Source organism: Pseudomonas sp. Cab53 (genome assembly GCF_018325965.1).
In the GTDB taxonomy this organism is placed as follows: domain Bacteria; phylum Pseudomonadota; class Gammaproteobacteria; order Pseudomonadales; family Pseudomonadaceae; genus Aquipseudomonas; species Aquipseudomonas chlororaphis_E.
On the sequence record NZ_AP021902.1, the window covers coordinates 3,204,419 to 3,221,633 of the forward strand.

The following is a 17,215-nucleotide window of genomic DNA, read 5'->3' on the forward strand; positions in this document are numbered from 1 at the left end:
CACCATGTCCCGGTCCAAACAGTTCTGTGCTGACGGTTCATTGATATCAAGGATTTCTATGGCAAACCAACAACTGTTCCTGGGCATCGACTGCGGCACCCAAGGCACCAAGGCGCTGGTTCTGGACGCCACCAGTGGCCAGGTCCTGGGCCTCGGTGCGGCGGCCCACTCCATGATCAGCGGCCCCAACGGCTGCCGTGAACAAGACACCGGGGAATGGCTCGAAGCCTTCACCCAAGCGACCCGGCAAGCGCTGGCCAACGCCGGTGTGGATGGTCAGGCCATTCTCGGCATCGGTGTGTCTGGTCAGCAACACGGGCTGGTGCTACTCGACGAGCAAGACCAGGTGCTGCGCCCGGCCAAGCTCTGGTGCGACACCGAAACCACGCCGGAAAACGACCGGTTGCTGGCCCACCTGGGCGGCGAAAGCGGCTCCCTGGCGCGCCTCGGCGTGGTCATCGCCCCCGGCTACACCGTGTCGAAACTGCTGTGGACCCGGGAGCAGCATCCGCAGGTGTTCAACCGTATCGCCCGCATCCTGTTGCCCCACGACTTTCTCAACCACTGGCTCACCGGCCGCCACTGCACCGAATATGGCGACGCCTCGGGCACCGGCTATTTCAATGTCCGCACCCGTCAATGGGATGAATCATTGCTGAGCCACATCGACCCCAGCGGACGCCTGCAATCGGCGCTACCAGAACTGATCGAGGCGCACCAACCGGTCGGGCGCATCCTGCCGGCCATCGCCGCGCACCTGGGCATCAACCCTGACGCCGTGGTGGCCAGCGGTGGCGGCGACAACATGATGGGCGCCATCGGCACCGGCAATATCCAGCCCGGCGTGATCACCATGAGCCTCGGTTCCTCCGGCACGGTATACGCCTATGCCGCTGAGCCGGTGGTCAGCCCGCAACCGTCGGTGGCGACATTCTGTTCCTCCAGCGGTGGCTGGCTGCCGCTGATCTGCACCATGAACCTGACCAACGCCACCGGGGCCGTCCGTGAGCTTTTGGCGCTGGACATCGACGCCTTCAACACCCTGGTGACCGAAGCCCCGATCGGCGCCGAGGGCGTGTGCATGCTGCCGTTCCTCAACGGCGAGCGGGTCCCGGCCCTGCCCCACGCCACTGGCAGCCTGCTGGGCCTGACCACCACCAACCTGACCCGGGCCAACCTGTGCCGCGCCGTGGTCGAAGGCACCACCTTCGGCTTGCGCTATGGCCTGGACCTGCTGCGGGCCAACGGGCTCCAGGCCCAGAGCATCCGGCTGATCGGCGGCGGCTCGAAAAGCCCGGTGTGGCGGCAGATCGTCGCCGATATCATGGACACCACGGTCATCTGCACCGAACAGAGCGAAGCGGCCGCCCTCGGTGCGGCCATCCAGGCTGCCTGGTGCCAGTCAGGTGCGCAACATGGCCTGGCCGAGCTGTGCGAGCGTTGCGTCAAGCTCGACCCGGCCAGCGAAACCCAGCCTGTCGCCGCGCATGTCGCGGCGTCGCAACAAGCTTATGAACGATACCGACAACACGTCGCAACCCTTTGAGAGCGGGCAACTATGTATCTGGTGTGTGGTGAAGCACTGTTTGATTTTTTCAGCGGGACCGAGGCGCAGACCCCTGCCTCGCAGGTGAACTTCAAGGCCCTGGCCGGTGGCTCGCCGTTCAACGTGGCCGTGGGGCTGCGCCGCCTGGGGATCGAGGCCGCGCTGTTCACCGGCCTGTCCACCGACTACCTCGGTCGACGCTTGCACCAGGTCCTGGTGGATGAAGGCGTCTGCACCCATTACCTGCGGGAGGTCGATGCGCCGACGACCCTGGCGATGGTCGCCGTGGGCGCCAATGGCTCCCCCCATTACAGCTTTCGAGGGGAAGGCTGTGCCGACCGCCAGTTGCACCTGGAGCACCTGCCGGCGCTGGGCCCCGAAGTACGTGGTTTGCACGTGGGCTCGTTTTCCCTGGTGGTCCAGCCGGTGGGCGATACGCTCCTGGCCCTGGTGCTGCGCGAAAGCGGCCGGCGCCTGATCACCCTGGACCCCAACGTACGACTCAACCCGCAACCGGACATCGAACTGTGGCGCTCACGGATGGCGATGCTGGTGGAGTACGCCGACCTCATCAAGGTCAGCGACGAAGACTTGAGCCTGCTCTACCCCGAACTCGATCCCCAGGCGGTCATCGAAGGGTGGCTGCAACACCGTTGCCAGTTGGTCTTCCTGACCCGTGGCGGCCAGGGCGCCACGGTGTTCAGCCGTCAGTACGGCTCTTGGTCGATGCCCGCCTGCCCGGTGAAGATGGCAGACACCGTCGGGGCCGGCGACACGTTCCAGGCGGCGTTGATTGCCTGGCTGACGGAACAGCGACTGGATTCGATCGAAGGGCTGCACAGCCTGAGCCGCGAACAGATTGGCGCCATGCTCGAGTTCGCCATGCGTGCCGCCGCCCTGACCTGCGGCAAGACCGGGCCGGACCTGCCCTACCGGCACCAGTTGAACTGATCCCCCCAGCGGCTGCCACCCGTTCGGGCCTGGCAGTTGCCTGGGTGCACCGCAGCCAAGCGCAGCGCTTAACCGCCTTTTAATCCCGCGATCCGACACTGACCCGGACCGCGCCCTCCTCACCCCAAGGCCCTGCGCGGCAGACCTCGGTGCCCAGGCACCCGGTCGTCCTCTCTGCTGCGGAGTTCTGATCATGAATATTCGTGCGTTAATCGCCGCTGTGTCGTTGCTCAGCCTGGCCGGCTTCGCCGGTCTGGCCCAGGCCGACGACCTACAGCCCACGCCCTATCGCTATGGCATGCCGTTGGAAATCAAGAAGGTGCTGTCGTTGACGGAACCGTCCACACCTTATTGCGAAGTGGTCACTGCCCAGATGGTGTACATCGACAAAGCGGGGCAAACCCGAGATATCTCGTACAACAAGCTGTCGCAGGCTTGCACGAGCGCGGACTGAACGCCAACGCCCTGAAAAAACTGGACGCCGGGTTCGGACGTTGACCGGACCCAGGCGTCAGGCTTACCGGGAAAAGGCCGCCGTTAGCGCCCGGTCATTCGGTGTTGCTGATGAACATGGCTGCCCATGTGGTGGCCGTGATCGAGTTCGGTACGCAACTCGGCAATCAGGTCGTTGATCGCCCGGCAACCGGTGAGCTTCTTGGCATCGATATCGGATTTGATCAACGCCACGCGATCGGTCTCATGATCGTCATAAATCTTGACCGTCATTGTCAGATCGGGTGACAAGCTGCATTGGGAGCGCTTGGGCAACAAGCTGCTTTCAATGATGTTTCGCATTTCGAGGGCAGATAAAAACATGGCGACTCTCTCCTGTTGAGGCGGCCAACTTATGTATACGACGGCGGTATTTTCGTCCGTTTCTTCCCTGCGGACTGGGACTACGAATGCCGAGCCGTTCGTTCGTCTTTTGGCGTTGTGATTCAATGAGTCCAACCAGCGGACTCCTGAACACTCTCGCTCCTGAACACTCTCGCAAAAAATATGCCTGCAATGCCGAAAACAGAGATTGATATCAATCAATGACTTAGCGACGTTGCCTGGCGCACCGCCCGTGCAGAATGCAAGGAAACGGCGCTTTCTTCATGCAAACTGCAATTGCATTCATCCTGTCGAAGCCAGAGTAGCCCCAATTCGGCTCGCGCAAGTGGGCGTCCGTCGCCTCGTTCAAAAAAAGTGTGACGTGGCGTAAAAATTCAAACGGCGTCTACCGCCGCGCGCTCCGCCACATGGCGCAAGCTGTCGAAATTGATGTTGGCCCCCGAGTTGATCGCCACCCAGGTCTGGCCTCGCAGACCGGTGCGGGCGGCGTACTGCTTGATGCCCGCCACCGCCAGCGCACCCGAGGGCTCGGTGATAGAACGGGTGTCGTCATAGATGTCCTTGATCGCCGCGCACAGTTGGTCGTTACTCACGGTGATCACTTCATCGACGCAGAACCGGCAAACCTCGAAGCTGTGGACGCCTATCTGCGCCACGGCGACGCCGTCGGCGAAAGTGCCCACTTCGGCCAGGATGACTCGCTCTGCTGCGCTCAACGCGGCGGCAAGGCACGCAGAATGCTCAGACTCGACCCCGATGATCCGCACGTCTGGCCGCAGGTACTTGATGTAGGCAGCGATCCCGGCGATCAATCCGCCACCGCCCACCGGAACAAAGACCGCATCCAGTTGGCCAGGGTGCTGGCGCAGGATTTCCATGGCGACGGTGCCCTGCCCGGCAATCACTTGCGGGTCATCGAACGGCGACACGAACTCGCGCCCCGTCTGCCGGGCCAGTTCCAGCGCATAGGCCAGGGCGAATGGAAAGCTCTCGCCGTGCAACAACGCCTCGGCGCCGCGGTTGCGCACGCCCAGCACTTTCAGCTCCGGGGTCGTGAGGGGCATCACGATGCTGGCCGAAATCCCCAGCTCCCGGGCCGCCAGTGCCACGCCCTGGGCATGGTTGCCCGCCGAGGCGGTGATGACACCCCGGGCGCGCTGCTCCGGGGTCAGTTGCACGAGTTTGTTGTAGGCACCGCGGATCTTGAAAGAAAACGTCGGTTGCAAATCCTCGCGCTTGAGCAGGATCCGGTTGCCCAAGGTTTCAGACAATGCCGGGGCCGCTTGCAGCGGCGTGCGCACCGCCAGCTCGTACACCGGCGCGGCGAGGATCTTCTTGACGTAGTGTTCCAGCAGGGTTTGCTCGGCGGGGGTAGCGGTCATGGCGGTCTCCTGGTTTGGACAGAACCCGGGAGACAGAAAGAAAAAACCCGCCTCCAGGGCGGGTTGGGTGCAGCCGACAGCTAACCCGCCAAATAAGGAATGGCGGTAATAATGCTTGGCTGGCTGCGCAGTACGGTGAAAGTCATGCCTGGAAACTAGCCGGGCGTTGGAGGCAAGTCAATTGCAATTTGCGCCCATGAGGTCTGCTTGTGGGAGCCTGGCCACGGCAACCCGACTCCCAACAGCCTCGTGGGCGCGACCTTATCTATTTCAGCCCGACCTTATACAACGCCCCGCTGGCCTCATCCGTCAGCACATACAGGTAGCCATCCGGCCCCTGGCGCACGTCGCGCACGCGCTCGCCGAGTTCACCCAGCAGGCGTTCCTCATGAACCACCTTGTCGCCTTCGAATTCCAGGCGGATCAGCTCCTTGGACGCCAACGCCCCGATGAACACGTTGCGCTGCCAGGCCTTGAAGCGGTCATTGTCGTAGAACGCCATGCCGCTGAGCCCTGGCGACACTTGCCAGACATGCAGCGGGCCAAGGGTGCCTTCGACGGTCTTGCCCTGGGCTTCGGGAATCGGGGCACCCGAATAGTTGATGCCGTGGGTCGCCAGCGGCCAGCCATAATTCTGGCCTCGCTCGATGACGTTCAGCTCATCGCCGCCCTTGGGCCCATGTTCGTTCTCCCACAAGGTGCCATTCCAGGGGTTCAGGGCTGCGCCCTGGGGATTGCGCATGCCATAGGACCAGATCTCGGGACGGACGTTTTTCTGCCCGACAAAAGGGTTGTCGTCCGGGACCTTGCCGTCCGGGTAGATACGTACGACCTTGCCCTGCAGCTTGTCCAGGTCCTGGGCGGTAGGCCGGTCATTGTTCTCCCCCAAGGTAATGAACAGGTAGCCGTCCCGGTCGAACACCAGCCGTGAGCCGAAGTGATTGCCCGTCGACAGCTTGGGTTGCTGGCGGAAGATCACATTGAAATTTTCCAGGCGCTTGCGGTCTTCGGACAGTTGTCCCCGGCCCACGGCAGTGCCCGCCTTGCCATCGGCTCCCGCTTCGGCATAAGACAGGTAGACGGTGCGATCCTGCAGGAAGTCCGGTGACAGTACGACGTCGAGCAAGCCGCCCTGCCCCTCGGCCCACACCTCGGGCACGCCGCTCAATGGCGCAGAGAGCTGGCCATCAGGGCTTACCACGCGCAGATTGCCCGTGCGCTCGGTGACCAGCATGCCCTGCTGGCCGGGCAGGAACGCCACAGACCAGGGATGTTGCAGCCCCTTGGTCAACGTGGTCACCTCCAGGGTGCCTTCCTCGCTCTTGAACTGTTGGGTCTGCGCGGCTGAAACCGGCGTGACCAGGGTGAGAACCGCGCTGGCGCAAAAGATCGCCAGGAGTGTTTTAGGCAACATGCACACGTCCTTCTGTAATGGAAATAAGTCAGCCAGGCTCCACGCCTAGCGATGGCTGTCCTGGGTTCCTCTGGGGGGTGTCGGGGATTCGATGGTGGGCCGTGGCGAGCCCGTTGGCGGGCCGGAGCGTGGGTAGCCGTTGCCGATCCCGCCATTGTCCAGGGTGGGTGGCCGAGGCACCGGCACCGTCGGGTTGTTCTGGATCGTCGGCACATTCGACCGGGTGCCCTGCATGCTATTGGGATTGGCCCGCCGTGTCGGGCTGTTATAGGGGTTGCTGTTGCCCGGCAGGTTCTGGGCGACGACGAACGCCGGGCTGGGCGATGGCGCGGCGGCCTGGGCCAGCGGGGCCATGAGTAGCGCCATGAGGGCGAGCATCAGCCGGTTCATTTCGGACACCTCCTGGATTCAGCCATATCGAAAGCACGCTACGCCGCAGGTTCGCCGTTGTTAAGCGAAATATCCCCGCGAAGATGTAACCAGGCATCTCTAAGACGGCCCCTGCGTCGCACTGACGACGCTTGCCAGCCAGCGCACGGTGGAAACTTTTCCAAAGGCCCGACGGTCACCAGAGAGACATCCATCGACAAGGACATCACCACCATGGCCAGGGCAATCTGGAAAGGCGCAATCAGTTTCGGACTGGTCCACATTCCTGTCGCGCTGGTGTCGGCGACCTCGTCCCAAGGCGTCGATTTCGATTGGCTGGACAAGCGCAGCATGGACCCGGTGGGCTACAAACGGGTCAACAAGGTCACGGGCAAGGAAGTGACCAAGGAGAACATCGTCAAAGGCGTCCAATACCAGAAAGGCCAGTATGTCCTGCTCGACGAAGAGGAAATCCGCTCGGCGCACCCCAAATCCACCCAGACCATCGACATTTTTTCCTTTGTCGACAGCGAGAAGATCCCGCTGCAAAACATCGACACCCCGTATTTCCTGGCACCCGACAAGCGCGGCGGCAAAGTCTATGCGCTGCTGCGCGAAACCCTGGTCAAGACCCACAAAGTGGCCCTGGCCCATGTCGTGCTGCACACACGCCAGCACTTGGCCGCGCTGATGCCGCTGGAGTCGGCGCTGGTGCTGGTGATGCTGCGTTGGCCGGCGGAGGTGCGCGAGCTGGACATTCTCGAACTGGGTGATGAGGTCACCAAGCCCCAGCTGGTCAAGGGTGAACTGGACATGGCCAGGCGCCTGGTGGAAGACATGAGAGCCGACTGGACGCCGGAAGAGTACCGCGACAGCTTCCAGGACAGGATCATGGAACTGGTCGAGAAGAAAGCCAACGAGGGCCGGCTCGAAGCGGTAGAGACCGACCCGGGCGAAGAACAACGCAAGAGCGCCGACGTCATCGACCTTACCGAACTGCTCAAGCGCAGCCTGGGCAGCAAAGGCAAGGCGCCGGACAAACCGACAAAAACCGCGGCAAAACCCTCTGCAAAAACAGCGAAAACCAGCAAGTCCGCCCCCGCAAAAAAAGCCACCAAGGCCTCCGGGGCTAAGCCCCGGCTGCCAGCTATACAAGGGAACCTGTCATGGCCAAGGCCAAGCGCGAATCTGCCCGTGTGTCCGCTACCCATCGGGACAAAACCACCCGCCCCAACCGCCACCCGCTGCCCGAACGGCTGTTACCACAATTGGCAACACCCGTGGAACAGCCGCCCTCGGGCGAATGGCGCTATGAAGTCAAATTCGATGGCTACCGGCTGATGACCCGCATCGAGAACGGCAACATTCGCCTGCTCAGCGGCAATCATGAGGACTGGACCGCGCGGCTCAAGTTGCACGTCGACGCCCTGGCCGAATTGAACCTGGGGGACAGCTGGCTGGACGGTGACCTGATCCTGCTGGACGACGACGGTCAATCGGACCTCGCCGCCCTGCGCAACGCCCTCGATATTGGCCGCACCGTGGACCTGGTGTACGTGCTGTTCGACGCGCCCTTCCTCAATGGCGAGGATCTGCGGCAAACGCCGGTGGAAGAGCGCCGCGCCGCGCTGAAGCAGGTCCTGAGGGGCCACGCCGGCAAGCGCTTGCGGTTTTCCGAGGCTTTTTCCGCCAGCGAGGACGAAATACTCGAAAGCGCGAGCGCCCTGTCACTGGACCGAGTGGTCGGCAAACGCCTGGGCAGCCCCTATGTGTCGCGGCGCAGCAGCGATTGGGTCAACCTCAAATGCCGATTGCGCCAAGCCTTCGTGATTGTCGGCTTCACCCGCCCCCAAGACCGGCCCGACGGCTTCGGCGCGCTGCTGCTTGCGGTCAACAACGGTGCCGGACTGGTGTATGCCGGGCGAGTTGCCACGGGGTTTACCCGGGCGCAGAGGGAGCAACTGCAAGCGGCCTTGTCCGCGCGGGAACGCGACACTTCGCCCTTGGCCAAACCGGTCAGCCCCGTGCAGGCGCGTGGTGTGCAGTGGGTCGAACCCGATTCGGTGGGTGAAGTCGAATTCACCGAGTGGACCGCCAATGGCCTGGTGCACCGCCCGGCCTTCGTCGAACTGCTGGCCGACATGCCGGCGGGCAAGATCGTCCGCGAGCACCCGTTGCCGCTCAAGCACCAAGCCTCACCCCCGCAACGCGGCCGCAAGCAGCGTACGGTGGAGGTGGCGGGTGTGAGCATCACCCACCCTGACCGGGTCATCGACAGCCTCAGCGGCGTGCAGAAAGCCGAGCTGGCTCAGTACTACGCCGACATCGCCCCGTGGATCCTGCCGCACTTGAAACAACGGCCCGTCGCGTTGCTGCGCGCGCCCGACGGGATCGGCGAGGAACAGTTCTTCCAGAAGCATGCCGATCGCCTGGAGATCCCCCACATCAGGCAACTGGACCAGGCGCTGGACCCGGGCCACGCGGCCCTGATGGAAATCGACAGCGTCCAGTCGCTGGTCAGCGCCGCACAGATGGGCACCGTGGAATTGCATACCTGGACCGCCACCCACGAGCGGATCGAAACGCCTGACCTGTTTGTCCTGGACCTGGACCCCGATCCGTCGTTGCCCTGGAGCGCCATGCTGGAAACCACCCGCCTGACCTTGTCGGTGCTCGATGAGCTGGGCTTGCAGGCGTTCCTCAAGACCAGTGGCGGCAAGGGCATGCACGTCATCGTGCCGTTGGCGCGCAGCGAAGGGTGGGACACCACCAAGGCATTCGCCAAGGCAATCTCCCAGTTCCTGGCGCGGGAGGTGCCGCAAAAGATCACCGCCACCCTGGGCCCGAAGAATCGGGTCGGCAAGATATTCGTCGATTACCTACGCAACGCCCGCGGCGCCAGCACGGTGAGCGCCTACTCGGTTCGGGCGCGGCCGGGGTTGCCGGTCTCGGTGCCGATTGCCCGCGCCGAGCTGGATGGCCTGCGCAACGCCCAGCAATGGGACATCAACACCGCACTGGAACGGGCCCGGGGCCTGGGGGCCGATCCGTGGGAAGGCTATGCCCATCGCCAACGGATCGGCGCCAGGATGTGGGAGCAATTGGGCGCGAAGAAGCCCGTGCAATGATCACCTAGGCCAGGCGCGCCTTCAGATCCAGACGAAAATCGCCAGCAGAGCGCCGAAGAAGGCCCATTTCTGCAAGTAATACAGCTTGCGGTTGCGCTTCTTCAGCGCCTTGCCTTGCAGTCGGATCTTGTACAGCCTGGAAAACGCCCGGTTCAAGCCGCCGGTCTTGTCACCGGCGTCGTTGGGGGCACCGGCGGCGGCCATCACGGTGCGGCTGAACCAGCGGTTGAACGCCGTGGCCCAGCGAAACCTCATCGGCCGTTCCACGTCGCAGAACAGGATGATGCGGTTATGGGGCGTGGTGTTTTCGGCGTAATGGATGAACGTCTCGTCGAACACCACCGCCTCGCCATCGCGCCAATGGTAGGGCTCGCCATCGACATTGATGTAGCAACCGGCATCGTTCGGCGTTTCCAGGCCCAGGTGATACCGATAGGAGCCGGCATACGGGTCGCGGTGGCGAACCAGCTTGGAGCCCGGCGGCAGCTCGGCGAACATCGCCGCCTTGATCGAGCCGATGCCTTGCACCAGTTCGGTGGTGCGCGGGCACAGCTTCATGGCCGACGGGTGGCTGTCGCCGTACCACTTGAGGTAGAAGCGCTTCCAACCGGTCTTGAAGAACGAGTTGAAGCCTACGTCATCGTACTGATTGGAACGTTTGATCTCCCCGGCCTGCAGCAGGCTCAGGCCTTCGGCGCGGATCTCTTGCCAATGGGTCTGCAACGGGCTCAGGTCTGGAAAGTCGGCGGGGCTCAGGTACGGCCGGTTGGGCAGCTTCGAGCACAGATAAAGCAGGCAATTGATAGGCGCGAGGAAAGACGAATGGTCGCTCAGTTGCCGCCCGAACTTGTGCCGCACGCGCCCCCGCAGGTGTACGTAGCCGATGGACAGGATGTAGATCGCAGCGAGAATGAGTTTCACGAAGTCCGTCGCAATACTGAAGTGAACAGGCTGCTTATCCCGCTCGATCAGACGACACGGGAGGTGGCATGAGTGAGATGGCATTCTAGCCAGAGTTTGTAACTGAAAGTTATCCTCATTTGTGAAAAACTGTCTTGCCCGAGCAATACCCTATCGTTAATGCGGCCAGACCAGTACAATCGCCGCCAAACTTCAGCGCCCCCTTTTTTGGCCGATACCGCGACCCCGGCTTCGGCGCACGTCGACCGGGCCAGGCGCTCCGTATGCTGCTGTCCTCTTATGCCGGATGGACCCTTGCGCTCGCCGCGACGCCTTTAGTGCGCTCCCGATCGGCGCAAACAGGTACTGAACAGGTACTGCCGCACCCTTAGCTACTCTGAATGTTCCGCAGGATAAACCTTTGATCTCTACAGCTAACATCACGATGCAGTTCGGCGCCAAGCCGCTGTTCGAAAACGTCTCTGTCAAATTCGGCGCGGGCAACCGCTACGGCCTGATCGGTGCCAACGGTTGCGGCAAGTCGACTTTCATGAAAATCCTCGGTGGCGACCTCGAGCCGTCCGGCGGCCAGGTCATGCTCGAGCCGAACGTGCGCCTGGGTAAACTGCGCCAGGACCAGTTCGCCTACGAACAATTCACCGTGATCGATACCGTGATCATGGGTCACGAAGAGCTGTGGAAGGTCAAGGCCGAGCGCGATCGCATCTATTCCCTGCCGGAAATGACCGAAGAAGACGGCATGGCCGTGGCCGAGCTGGAAACCGAGTTCGCCGAAATGGACGGCTACACCGCCGAATCCCGTGCCGGCGAACTGCTGCTGGGCCTGGGCATTCCATTGGAGCAACACTTCGGCCCGATGACCGAAGTCGCGCCGGGCTGGAAGCTGCGCGTGCTGCTCGCCCAGGCGCTGTTCTCCGATCCGGAAGTGCTGTTGCTCGACGAACCGACCAACCACCTGGACATCAACACCATTCGCTGGCTGGAAAACATTCTCACGGCGCGTAACAGCACCATGATCATCATTTCCCACGACCGGCACTTCCTCAACAGCGTCTGCACCCACATGGCCGACCTGGACTACGGCGAGCTGCGCCTGTTCCCGGGCAACTACGACGAGTACATGATCGCGGCCACCCAGTCCCGCGAGCAGCTGCTGTCGGACAACGCCAAGAAGAAAGCCCAGATCGCCGAGCTGCAGACCTTCGTCAGCCGCTTCTCGGCCAACGCCTCGAAAGCCAAGCAGGCCACCTCCCGCGCCAAGCAGATCGACAAGATCCAGCTCGCCGAGGTCAAGCCATCGAGCCGCGTGAGCCCGTTCATCCGCTTCGAACAGACCAAGAAACTGCACCGCCAGGCGGTGACCATCGAGCGCATGTCCAAGGGTTTCGACGGCAAGACCCTGTTCAAGAACTTCAGCTTCACCGTCGAAGCCGGCGAGCGCGTGGCGATCATCGGCCCCAACGGCATCGGCAAGACCACCCTGCTGCGCACCCTGATGGGCGAGCTGGCGCCGGATGCCGGCTCGGTGAAGTGGACTGAAAGCGCGGAACTGGGCTACTACGCCCAGGACCATGCCCATGACTTCGCCGACGATGTCAGCCTGTTCGACTGGATGGGCCAATGGACCCAGGGCGAGCAGATGATCCGTGGCACCCTGGGTCGCATGCTGTTTTCCAACGACGAGATCCTCAAGTCGGTCAAGGTCATCTCCGGTGGTGAACAGGGTCGCATGCTGTTCGGCAAGCTGATCCTGCAAAAGCCCAACGTGCTGGTGATGGACGAACCGACCAACCACCTGGACATGGAATCCATCGAGGCGTTGAACCTGGCGCTGGAGAACTACCCGGGCACGCTGATCTTCGTCAGCCACGACCGTGAGTTCGTCTCGTCCCTGGCCACCCGCATCATCGAGCTGAGCGCGGACGGCGTGGTCGACTTCAGCGGCACCTACGACGACTACCTGCGCAGCCAGGGTGTGATGTTCTAAGTCAGCCTCGAACTGCAAGCTACACGTGAAAAGCCCTGTCCGATGTGACAGGGCTTTTTCATTTCAGCCGCACATCCCCTGTGGGAGCGGGCTTGCTCGCGAAAGCGGCCTGCCTGCCAACACTCTTATCAATGACACACCGTCTTCGCGAGCAAGCCCGCTCCCACAAGGGATCTGTGGTGACCTTCAATGTGCACATTTAGTTAGCCTGCTTTCTTTTATCCGTTCCCCGAGCCATGATGAAGCACTCTTACCGCCGCCCGCGAACGAGCCCCATGTCCACACCCTCTTCTTCGCCCAGTTCCCTGTCGATCACCCTGCAGATCGTCTCGATCGTTTTCTATACCTTCATTGCCTTCCTCTGCATCGGCCTGCCGATTGCCGTGTTGCCGGGGTATGTGCACGAACAGCTGGGCTTCAGCGCGGTGGTGGCGGGGTTGACCATCGGCTCCCAGTACCTGGCCACCCTGCTCAGCCGGCCCATGGCCGGGCGGGTGTCGGACAGCGTCGGCACCAAGCGTGCGATCGTCTACGGCTTGTCGGGGATTGTGCTCAGTGGCGTGCTGACCTTGCTCTCGACGCTGCTGCAAAGCCTGCCGCTGGTGAGCCTGGTGATCCTGATTGTTGCCCGCTTGCTGCTCGGCATCGCCCAGGGCCTGATTGGCGTGGGCACTATCAGTTGGTGCATGGGCCAGGTGGGCGTGGAGCATACCGCCCGCTCGATTTCCTGGAACGGCATCGCCTCGTACGGGGCCATCGCCATCGGTGCTCCGCTGGGGGTGGTGATGGTCGATGCGCTGGGGTTCACCAGCCTGGGGCTCGCGTTGTCGTTGCTGGCCGGCTTGGCGCTGCTGATGATTCGCCACAAACCTTCTGTGCCGGTCATCCGCGGCGAACGCCTGCCCTTCTGGGCGGTGTTCGGGCGCATTGCGCCATACGGCGCGAGCCTGAGCCTGGCCTCGATCGGCTATGGCACCCTCACCACGTTCATCACGCTGTTCTATGTCAGCCGCGGCTGGACCGGCGCTGCCTGGTGCCTGACGGTCTTCGGCATCTGCTTCATCCTGGCGCGGTTGCTGTTCATTTCCAGCATTGCCCGCTTCGGCGGCTTCAGCTCGGCCATCGCCTGCATGAGCATCGAAACCGTGGGGCTGGCGCTGCTTTGGCTGGCGCCGTCCACCGCATTCGCCTTGGTAGGTGCCGGGCTGGCGGGGTTCGGGCTGTCGTTGGTGTACCCGGCGCTGGGCGTGGAAGCGATCAAACAAGTGCCCAACACCAGTCGCGGCGCAGGGTTGAGCGCTTACGCGGTGTTCTTTGACCTGGCGCTGGCGATTGCCGGCCCGCTGATGGGGGCGGTGGCGCTGAACCTGGGCTATTCGTCGATCTTTTTCTGCGCGGCGCTGCTGTCCATCACCGGCCTCGGCCTGACTCTGCTCCTACGTCGGCGGGCCGAACAGAAAGGCTATTGATCGGCAGTATTCAAGCCCGCTCGGCTCGGCTTGCCCAAGGCGTCGCTGAAAAAGCGCCCGGCCTCGGAAATCATCGTCCGGTGGATGTCTTTACGGTCAACGCCATCGGCATCGGTGCACAGGGCCGGCATTGCGGCAATCTGCTCTTCGGTGCACGGCGCCAAAAAGACGAAATGCCCAGCGCCCGCCAGTGTCTTGAAGTCCGGTGCGATAGGCAGCTTGCGCGCCAGCGCGGCGGCATTCTTGTCGAAGGCCACGAGCTTGTCGCCGTCACCGCTGTAGAGCAGCACCGGCACATGGACGTCCGCCAGGGTGTGCCGGCCAAACTTCAGGCTCAACGGCGCCATGAGCAACAGCGCCCGAACCCTGGGGTCGGCCTCGGGTTGCAGGTCATCCCGGTCGGCGATCAACTCGCCCTGGGTGTTGCAGGCGTCACGGTCGTCAGGCCGCTCCTGGCAATAGCGGCGCAGGCGATTAAGGTCGGGCGTGGCACCGGACAGGATCAACGCGGTCTCGCCCCCGGCCGAATAACCGATGACCCCCACTTGCCCGGCATTGACGAACGGCGAGAGCATCGAATCGTTCAGCGTCGCGGTAATGGCGGCGGAAATCTGGATCGGCCGCCCGTACAGGTTGCTCAAGGTGCCGAGCCGGCTATGGTCCTGGGCGTTATCCCCGGGATGAATCACCGCCACCACCACGAAGCCCTTGCGCGCCAATGAGGTGGCCAGGTCGTGCAGGGCCAACGGCGTACCGGTATTGCCGTGGGACAGCATCAGCAGAGGGAAACGGCCAATGGCGATCTGGGCTTCCGGGGCGGCATCGATCTGGTAGCCACCCAGTTGGCTGGACTGGTCCCTGGCGGTAGACGGGTAGAAGGCAATGGCGTGCATCGGCTGGCGGTCCAGCGGATCGAGAAAGCTCAGCTCATGGAATCCGGCGCTCCAATGCGGATGCGGCGCCGGGGCGGCCTGCACTGAACCCAGGCTGCCGAGCAGGCAAAACAGTAATTGCGCACCAAGACGTATCATCGCATCTTCCACTTTCACCACCCGGCCAGATACCCGGTGGCTCGCAGCTTGGCGTGCATAACCTGCGCCAAAAGCCTTCGCCAGATGCAGGAAAACTCTGCACCCTGGCCGTCCATGACGATCAGAGTACAGAGTTTTACCGAAGTTGCCCGAAACGCTTGGCTTTTTTACCCAAGCTTTACGCAGCGGCGAACTGCTCGCCGATCTGGGCCTTGGCGGCAGTCATGGCCTTGGCGTGCATCTCCTCACCGTAGGCCAGGCCTTCGGCACGGATCACTTCGATGTCGGTGATGCCCAGGAAGCCGAACATGTGCTTGAGGTAGTCCTCATGGGCCAGGCCGCTGGGTTGACCGGCGTGCAAGCCGCCTGCGGTGGACACGATCACCAGCTTCTTGCCACCGCACAGGCCCACAGGACCGGCTTCGCTGTAGCTGAAGGTCTGGCCGGCCACGGCAATGCGGTCGATCCAGGCCTTGAGCTGGGTCGGAATGGTGAAGTTGTACATCGGTGCCGCGATGACGACCGCGTCAGCGGCCTGGAATTCGGCCAGCGTGGTGGCACTGAGCTCGGCTTCGTGCTGCAAGGCGGCGTCGCGCAGTTCAGCGCTGGTGCCGGCGGCAACCAAAGTCTGGGCCGAGAAATGGCTGATGGCGTCGGCGGCCAGGTCACGATAGGTCACCACAATGCCGGGCTCGGCGGCCTGCCAGGCCTGCACCACTTCGCGGCTCAATTGGCGGGAAGCGGAGTTGTCGCCCAGGATGCTCGAATCGATGTGCAGCAGTTTCATGTGAATGCTCTCCAAGTGAGGATCGCAACCAGGCGATCAATTGAGGACAATCCTATCGACGAAACCAATAGTCGATAAGACTGCATTGATGCGATAGTTCGTCCTACTGGCAGGACAATAGAGCGCCGAACATGCAAGACCTCAATGATTTGTACTATTTCGCCAAAGTTGTCGAAGCTGGCGGCTTTGCTGCCGCCGGCCGCACCCTGGGTATCCCCAAGTCACGCCTGTCGCGGCGCATTGCCGAGCTGGAAGAACGCCTCGACGCCCGCCTGCTGCAGCGCACCACCCGACAGCTAAAGCTGACGGCGGTCGGCGAACGCTACCTGCGCCATTGCCAGGCCATGTTGCTGGAAGCTGAAATGGCCGACGAGGCGGTGGCGAGCATGTCGAGCGAACCCCGTGGACGCTTGCGGGTGTCGAGCCCGGTCGGCCTGGCCCACCAGATCCTGCCGGGGGTGATCAGCGCCTTCCTGGCGAAATTCCCCCAGGTCCAGTTGGAAATGATCCTGGTCAACCGCCGGGTCGACCTGGTCAGCGAGGGCATCGATGTGGCGCTGCGGGTGCGCGACATCGGCGACGAAGACCCGCTGCTGATGACCCGCCGACTGCGCCAGGCGCGGCTGCTGATGGTCGCCAGCCCTGCGCTGATCGAAGGACGCCGGGTCAACACCCCGGAGGACCTCAAGCAGCTGCCGGTGCTTGGGGCACTGGAAGCCGATCGCCTGGTGCACATGCGCCTGCTCAAGGCCGATGGCCAAAGCGCCGAGCTGACCCTGGAGGCGCGCCTGGGCATCGACGATTTCATCGTGCGGCGCGCCTGCACCCTCGCCGGCCTGGGCTTCACTTTATTGCCCAGCATGTATTGCGAGCAGGAGTTGCTGGACGGCAGACTGGTCGAACTGTTGCCTGGCTGGTCGTCGCCGGACGGCTGGCTCCAGGCGGTCTACCCTCATCGGCGCGGCATGCTACCGGCAGTGCGCGCGTGGATCGATCATCTGGTGGAAGCCTTCGAGCTTTGTGGGGAACGAATGATATGAGTTTGAGCGAAGAGGATGTCGCGGCGTTCTGCCTGGGCTTGCCCGGTGCGCGAGAAGATTACAAATGGGGCGGCGTGCGGGTGTTTTCCATCGCCGGCAACAAAATGTTCGCCCTGCAAGGCCTGCGCAGCGATTCTCTGGCGTTCAAGGTCGACAAGGATTTGTTCCTCGGCCATTGCGATCGGCCGGGCATCCACCCCGCTCCGTACCTGGCGCGGGCCCAGTGGATCATCATGGAGGTGCCCTACCCACTGGGCGACGACGAACTGCGCAGTCTGATCCGGCGCTCCCATCAACTGGTGGTGAGTAAATTGCCCAAGCGCGTCCAGGTTGGCCTGCTGATGGACTGACGC

Annotated in this window: 15 protein-coding genes and 1 pseudogene; 9 read left to right on the forward strand and 7 right to left on the reverse strand. The window is 62.8% G+C overall.

Translation table 11 applies throughout. From position 1 onward, the window contains the following. Positions 1–58: 58 nt before the first annotated feature. From xylB to KI241_RS13930, 3 genes are all read left to right on the forward strand, one after another. The gene (gene xylB, locus KI241_RS13920; protein WP_123579089.1) at positions 59–1,546 is read left to right on the forward strand and encodes a xylulokinase; all 1,488 of its coding nucleotides are present in this window, start codon (positions 59–61) and stop codon (positions 1,544–1,546) included. A 12-nt stretch (positions 1,547–1,558) separates the two neighbouring features. Beyond that, on the forward strand, positions 1,559–2,497 hold the full coding sequence (locus KI241_RS13925; protein ID WP_123579090.1) for a carbohydrate kinase: 939 nt from the start codon (positions 1,559–1,561) through the stop codon (positions 2,495–2,497). Positions 2,498–2,690: 193 nt separating this feature from the next. After that, entirely contained in the window at positions 2,691–2,951 is a 261-nt protein-coding gene (locus tag KI241_RS13930) for a DUF2790 domain-containing protein (RefSeq protein ID WP_042732137.1), read from the forward strand. Positions 2,952–3,034: 83 nt separating this feature from the next. Here KI241_RS13930 and KI241_RS13935 read toward each other — a convergent pair whose 3' ends face one another. The 4 genes from KI241_RS13935 to KI241_RS13950 all read right to left on the reverse strand — a co-directional run bounded on the left by KI241_RS13935 (position 3,035) and on the right by KI241_RS13950 (position 6,520). Next, on the reverse strand, positions 3,035–3,313 hold the full coding sequence (locus tag KI241_RS13935) for a DUF1652 domain-containing protein (RefSeq protein WP_042732138.1): 279 nt from the start codon (positions 3,311–3,313) through the stop codon (positions 3,035–3,037). A gap of 395 nt (positions 3,314–3,708) precedes the next feature. Continuing rightward, entirely contained in the window at positions 3,709–4,716 is a 1,008-nt protein-coding gene (gene ilvA / locus KI241_RS13940) for a threonine ammonia-lyase, biosynthetic (protein WP_042732139.1), read from the reverse strand. Positions 4,717–4,981: 265 nt separating this feature from the next. Further along, entirely contained in the window at positions 4,982–6,130 is a 1,149-nt protein-coding gene (locus tag KI241_RS13945) for a PQQ-dependent sugar dehydrogenase (protein WP_042731143.1), read from the reverse strand. A 45-nt stretch (positions 6,131–6,175) separates the two neighbouring features. Next, on the reverse strand, positions 6,176–6,520 hold the full coding sequence (locus KI241_RS13950) for a hypothetical protein (RefSeq protein WP_042731142.1): 345 nt from the start codon (positions 6,518–6,520) through the stop codon (positions 6,176–6,178). A 213-nt stretch (positions 6,521–6,733) separates the two neighbouring features. Here KI241_RS13950 and KI241_RS13955 point away from each other — a divergent pair. Beyond that, a pseudogene (locus tag KI241_RS13955) lies at positions 6,734–7,624 on the forward strand (Ku protein); the annotation flags it as partial. A 41-nt stretch (positions 7,625–7,665) separates the two neighbouring features. Beyond that, positions 7,666–9,627, forward strand: coding sequence for a DNA ligase D (gene ligD, locus KI241_RS13960; protein WP_212802604.1), 1,962 nt, complete (start codon positions 7,666–7,668; stop codon positions 9,625–9,627). 21 nt (positions 9,628–9,648) lie between these two features. On the opposite strand, the gene lpxO is transcribed toward ligD, so the two are convergent. Beyond that, on the reverse strand, positions 9,649–10,548 hold the full coding sequence (gene lpxO / locus KI241_RS13965) for a lipid A hydroxylase LpxO (RefSeq protein ID WP_042731140.1): 900 nt from the start codon (positions 10,546–10,548) through the stop codon (positions 9,649–9,651). A gap of 400 nt (positions 10,549–10,948) precedes the next feature. On the opposite strand from lpxO, the gene KI241_RS13970 reads away from it, so the two are divergent. Both KI241_RS13970 and KI241_RS13975 read left to right on the forward strand, forming a co-directional pair. Further along, complete coding sequence (locus KI241_RS13970; RefSeq protein WP_080922119.1) at positions 10,949–12,535, forward strand: ABC-F family ATPase; 1,587 nt, start codon at positions 10,949–10,951, stop codon at positions 12,533–12,535. Between the two features lie 275 nt (positions 12,536–12,810). After that, on the forward strand, positions 12,811–14,004 hold the full coding sequence (locus tag KI241_RS13975) for an MFS transporter (protein ID WP_042731138.1): 1,194 nt from the start codon (positions 12,811–12,813) through the stop codon (positions 14,002–14,004). Here KI241_RS13975 and KI241_RS13980 read toward each other — a convergent pair. Together KI241_RS13980 and KI241_RS13985 are read right to left on the reverse strand one after the other, a co-directional pair. After that, positions 13,998–15,035: a dienelactone hydrolase gene (locus KI241_RS13980; protein WP_042731137.1), complete on the reverse strand. Its 1,038-nt coding sequence runs from the start codon at positions 15,033–15,035 to the stop codon at positions 13,998–14,000. The two genes, KI241_RS13975 and KI241_RS13980, sit on opposite strands and share 7 nt — an antisense overlap. A 178-nt stretch (positions 15,036–15,213) precedes the next feature. Next, positions 15,214–15,822 (reverse strand): FMN-dependent NADH-azoreductase, encoded by a 609-nt coding sequence (locus tag KI241_RS13985; protein ID WP_053145097.1) that lies wholly within the window; start codon positions 15,820–15,822, stop codon positions 15,214–15,216. A 131-nt stretch (positions 15,823–15,953) separates the two neighbouring features. Between KI241_RS13985 and KI241_RS13990 the strand changes: the two genes are divergently transcribed. Then, complete coding sequence (locus tag KI241_RS13990; protein ID WP_053145100.1) at positions 15,954–16,862, forward strand: LysR substrate-binding domain-containing protein; 909 nt, start codon at positions 15,954–15,956, stop codon at positions 16,860–16,862. Continuing rightward, positions 16,859–17,212, forward strand: a complete 354-nt coding sequence (locus KI241_RS13995; RefSeq protein WP_053145102.1) for an MmcQ/YjbR family DNA-binding protein — start codon at positions 16,859–16,861, stop codon at positions 17,210–17,212. The genes KI241_RS13990 and KI241_RS13995 overlap by 4 nt, the downstream gene beginning before the upstream one ends. Positions 17,213–17,215 lie beyond the last annotated feature (3 nt).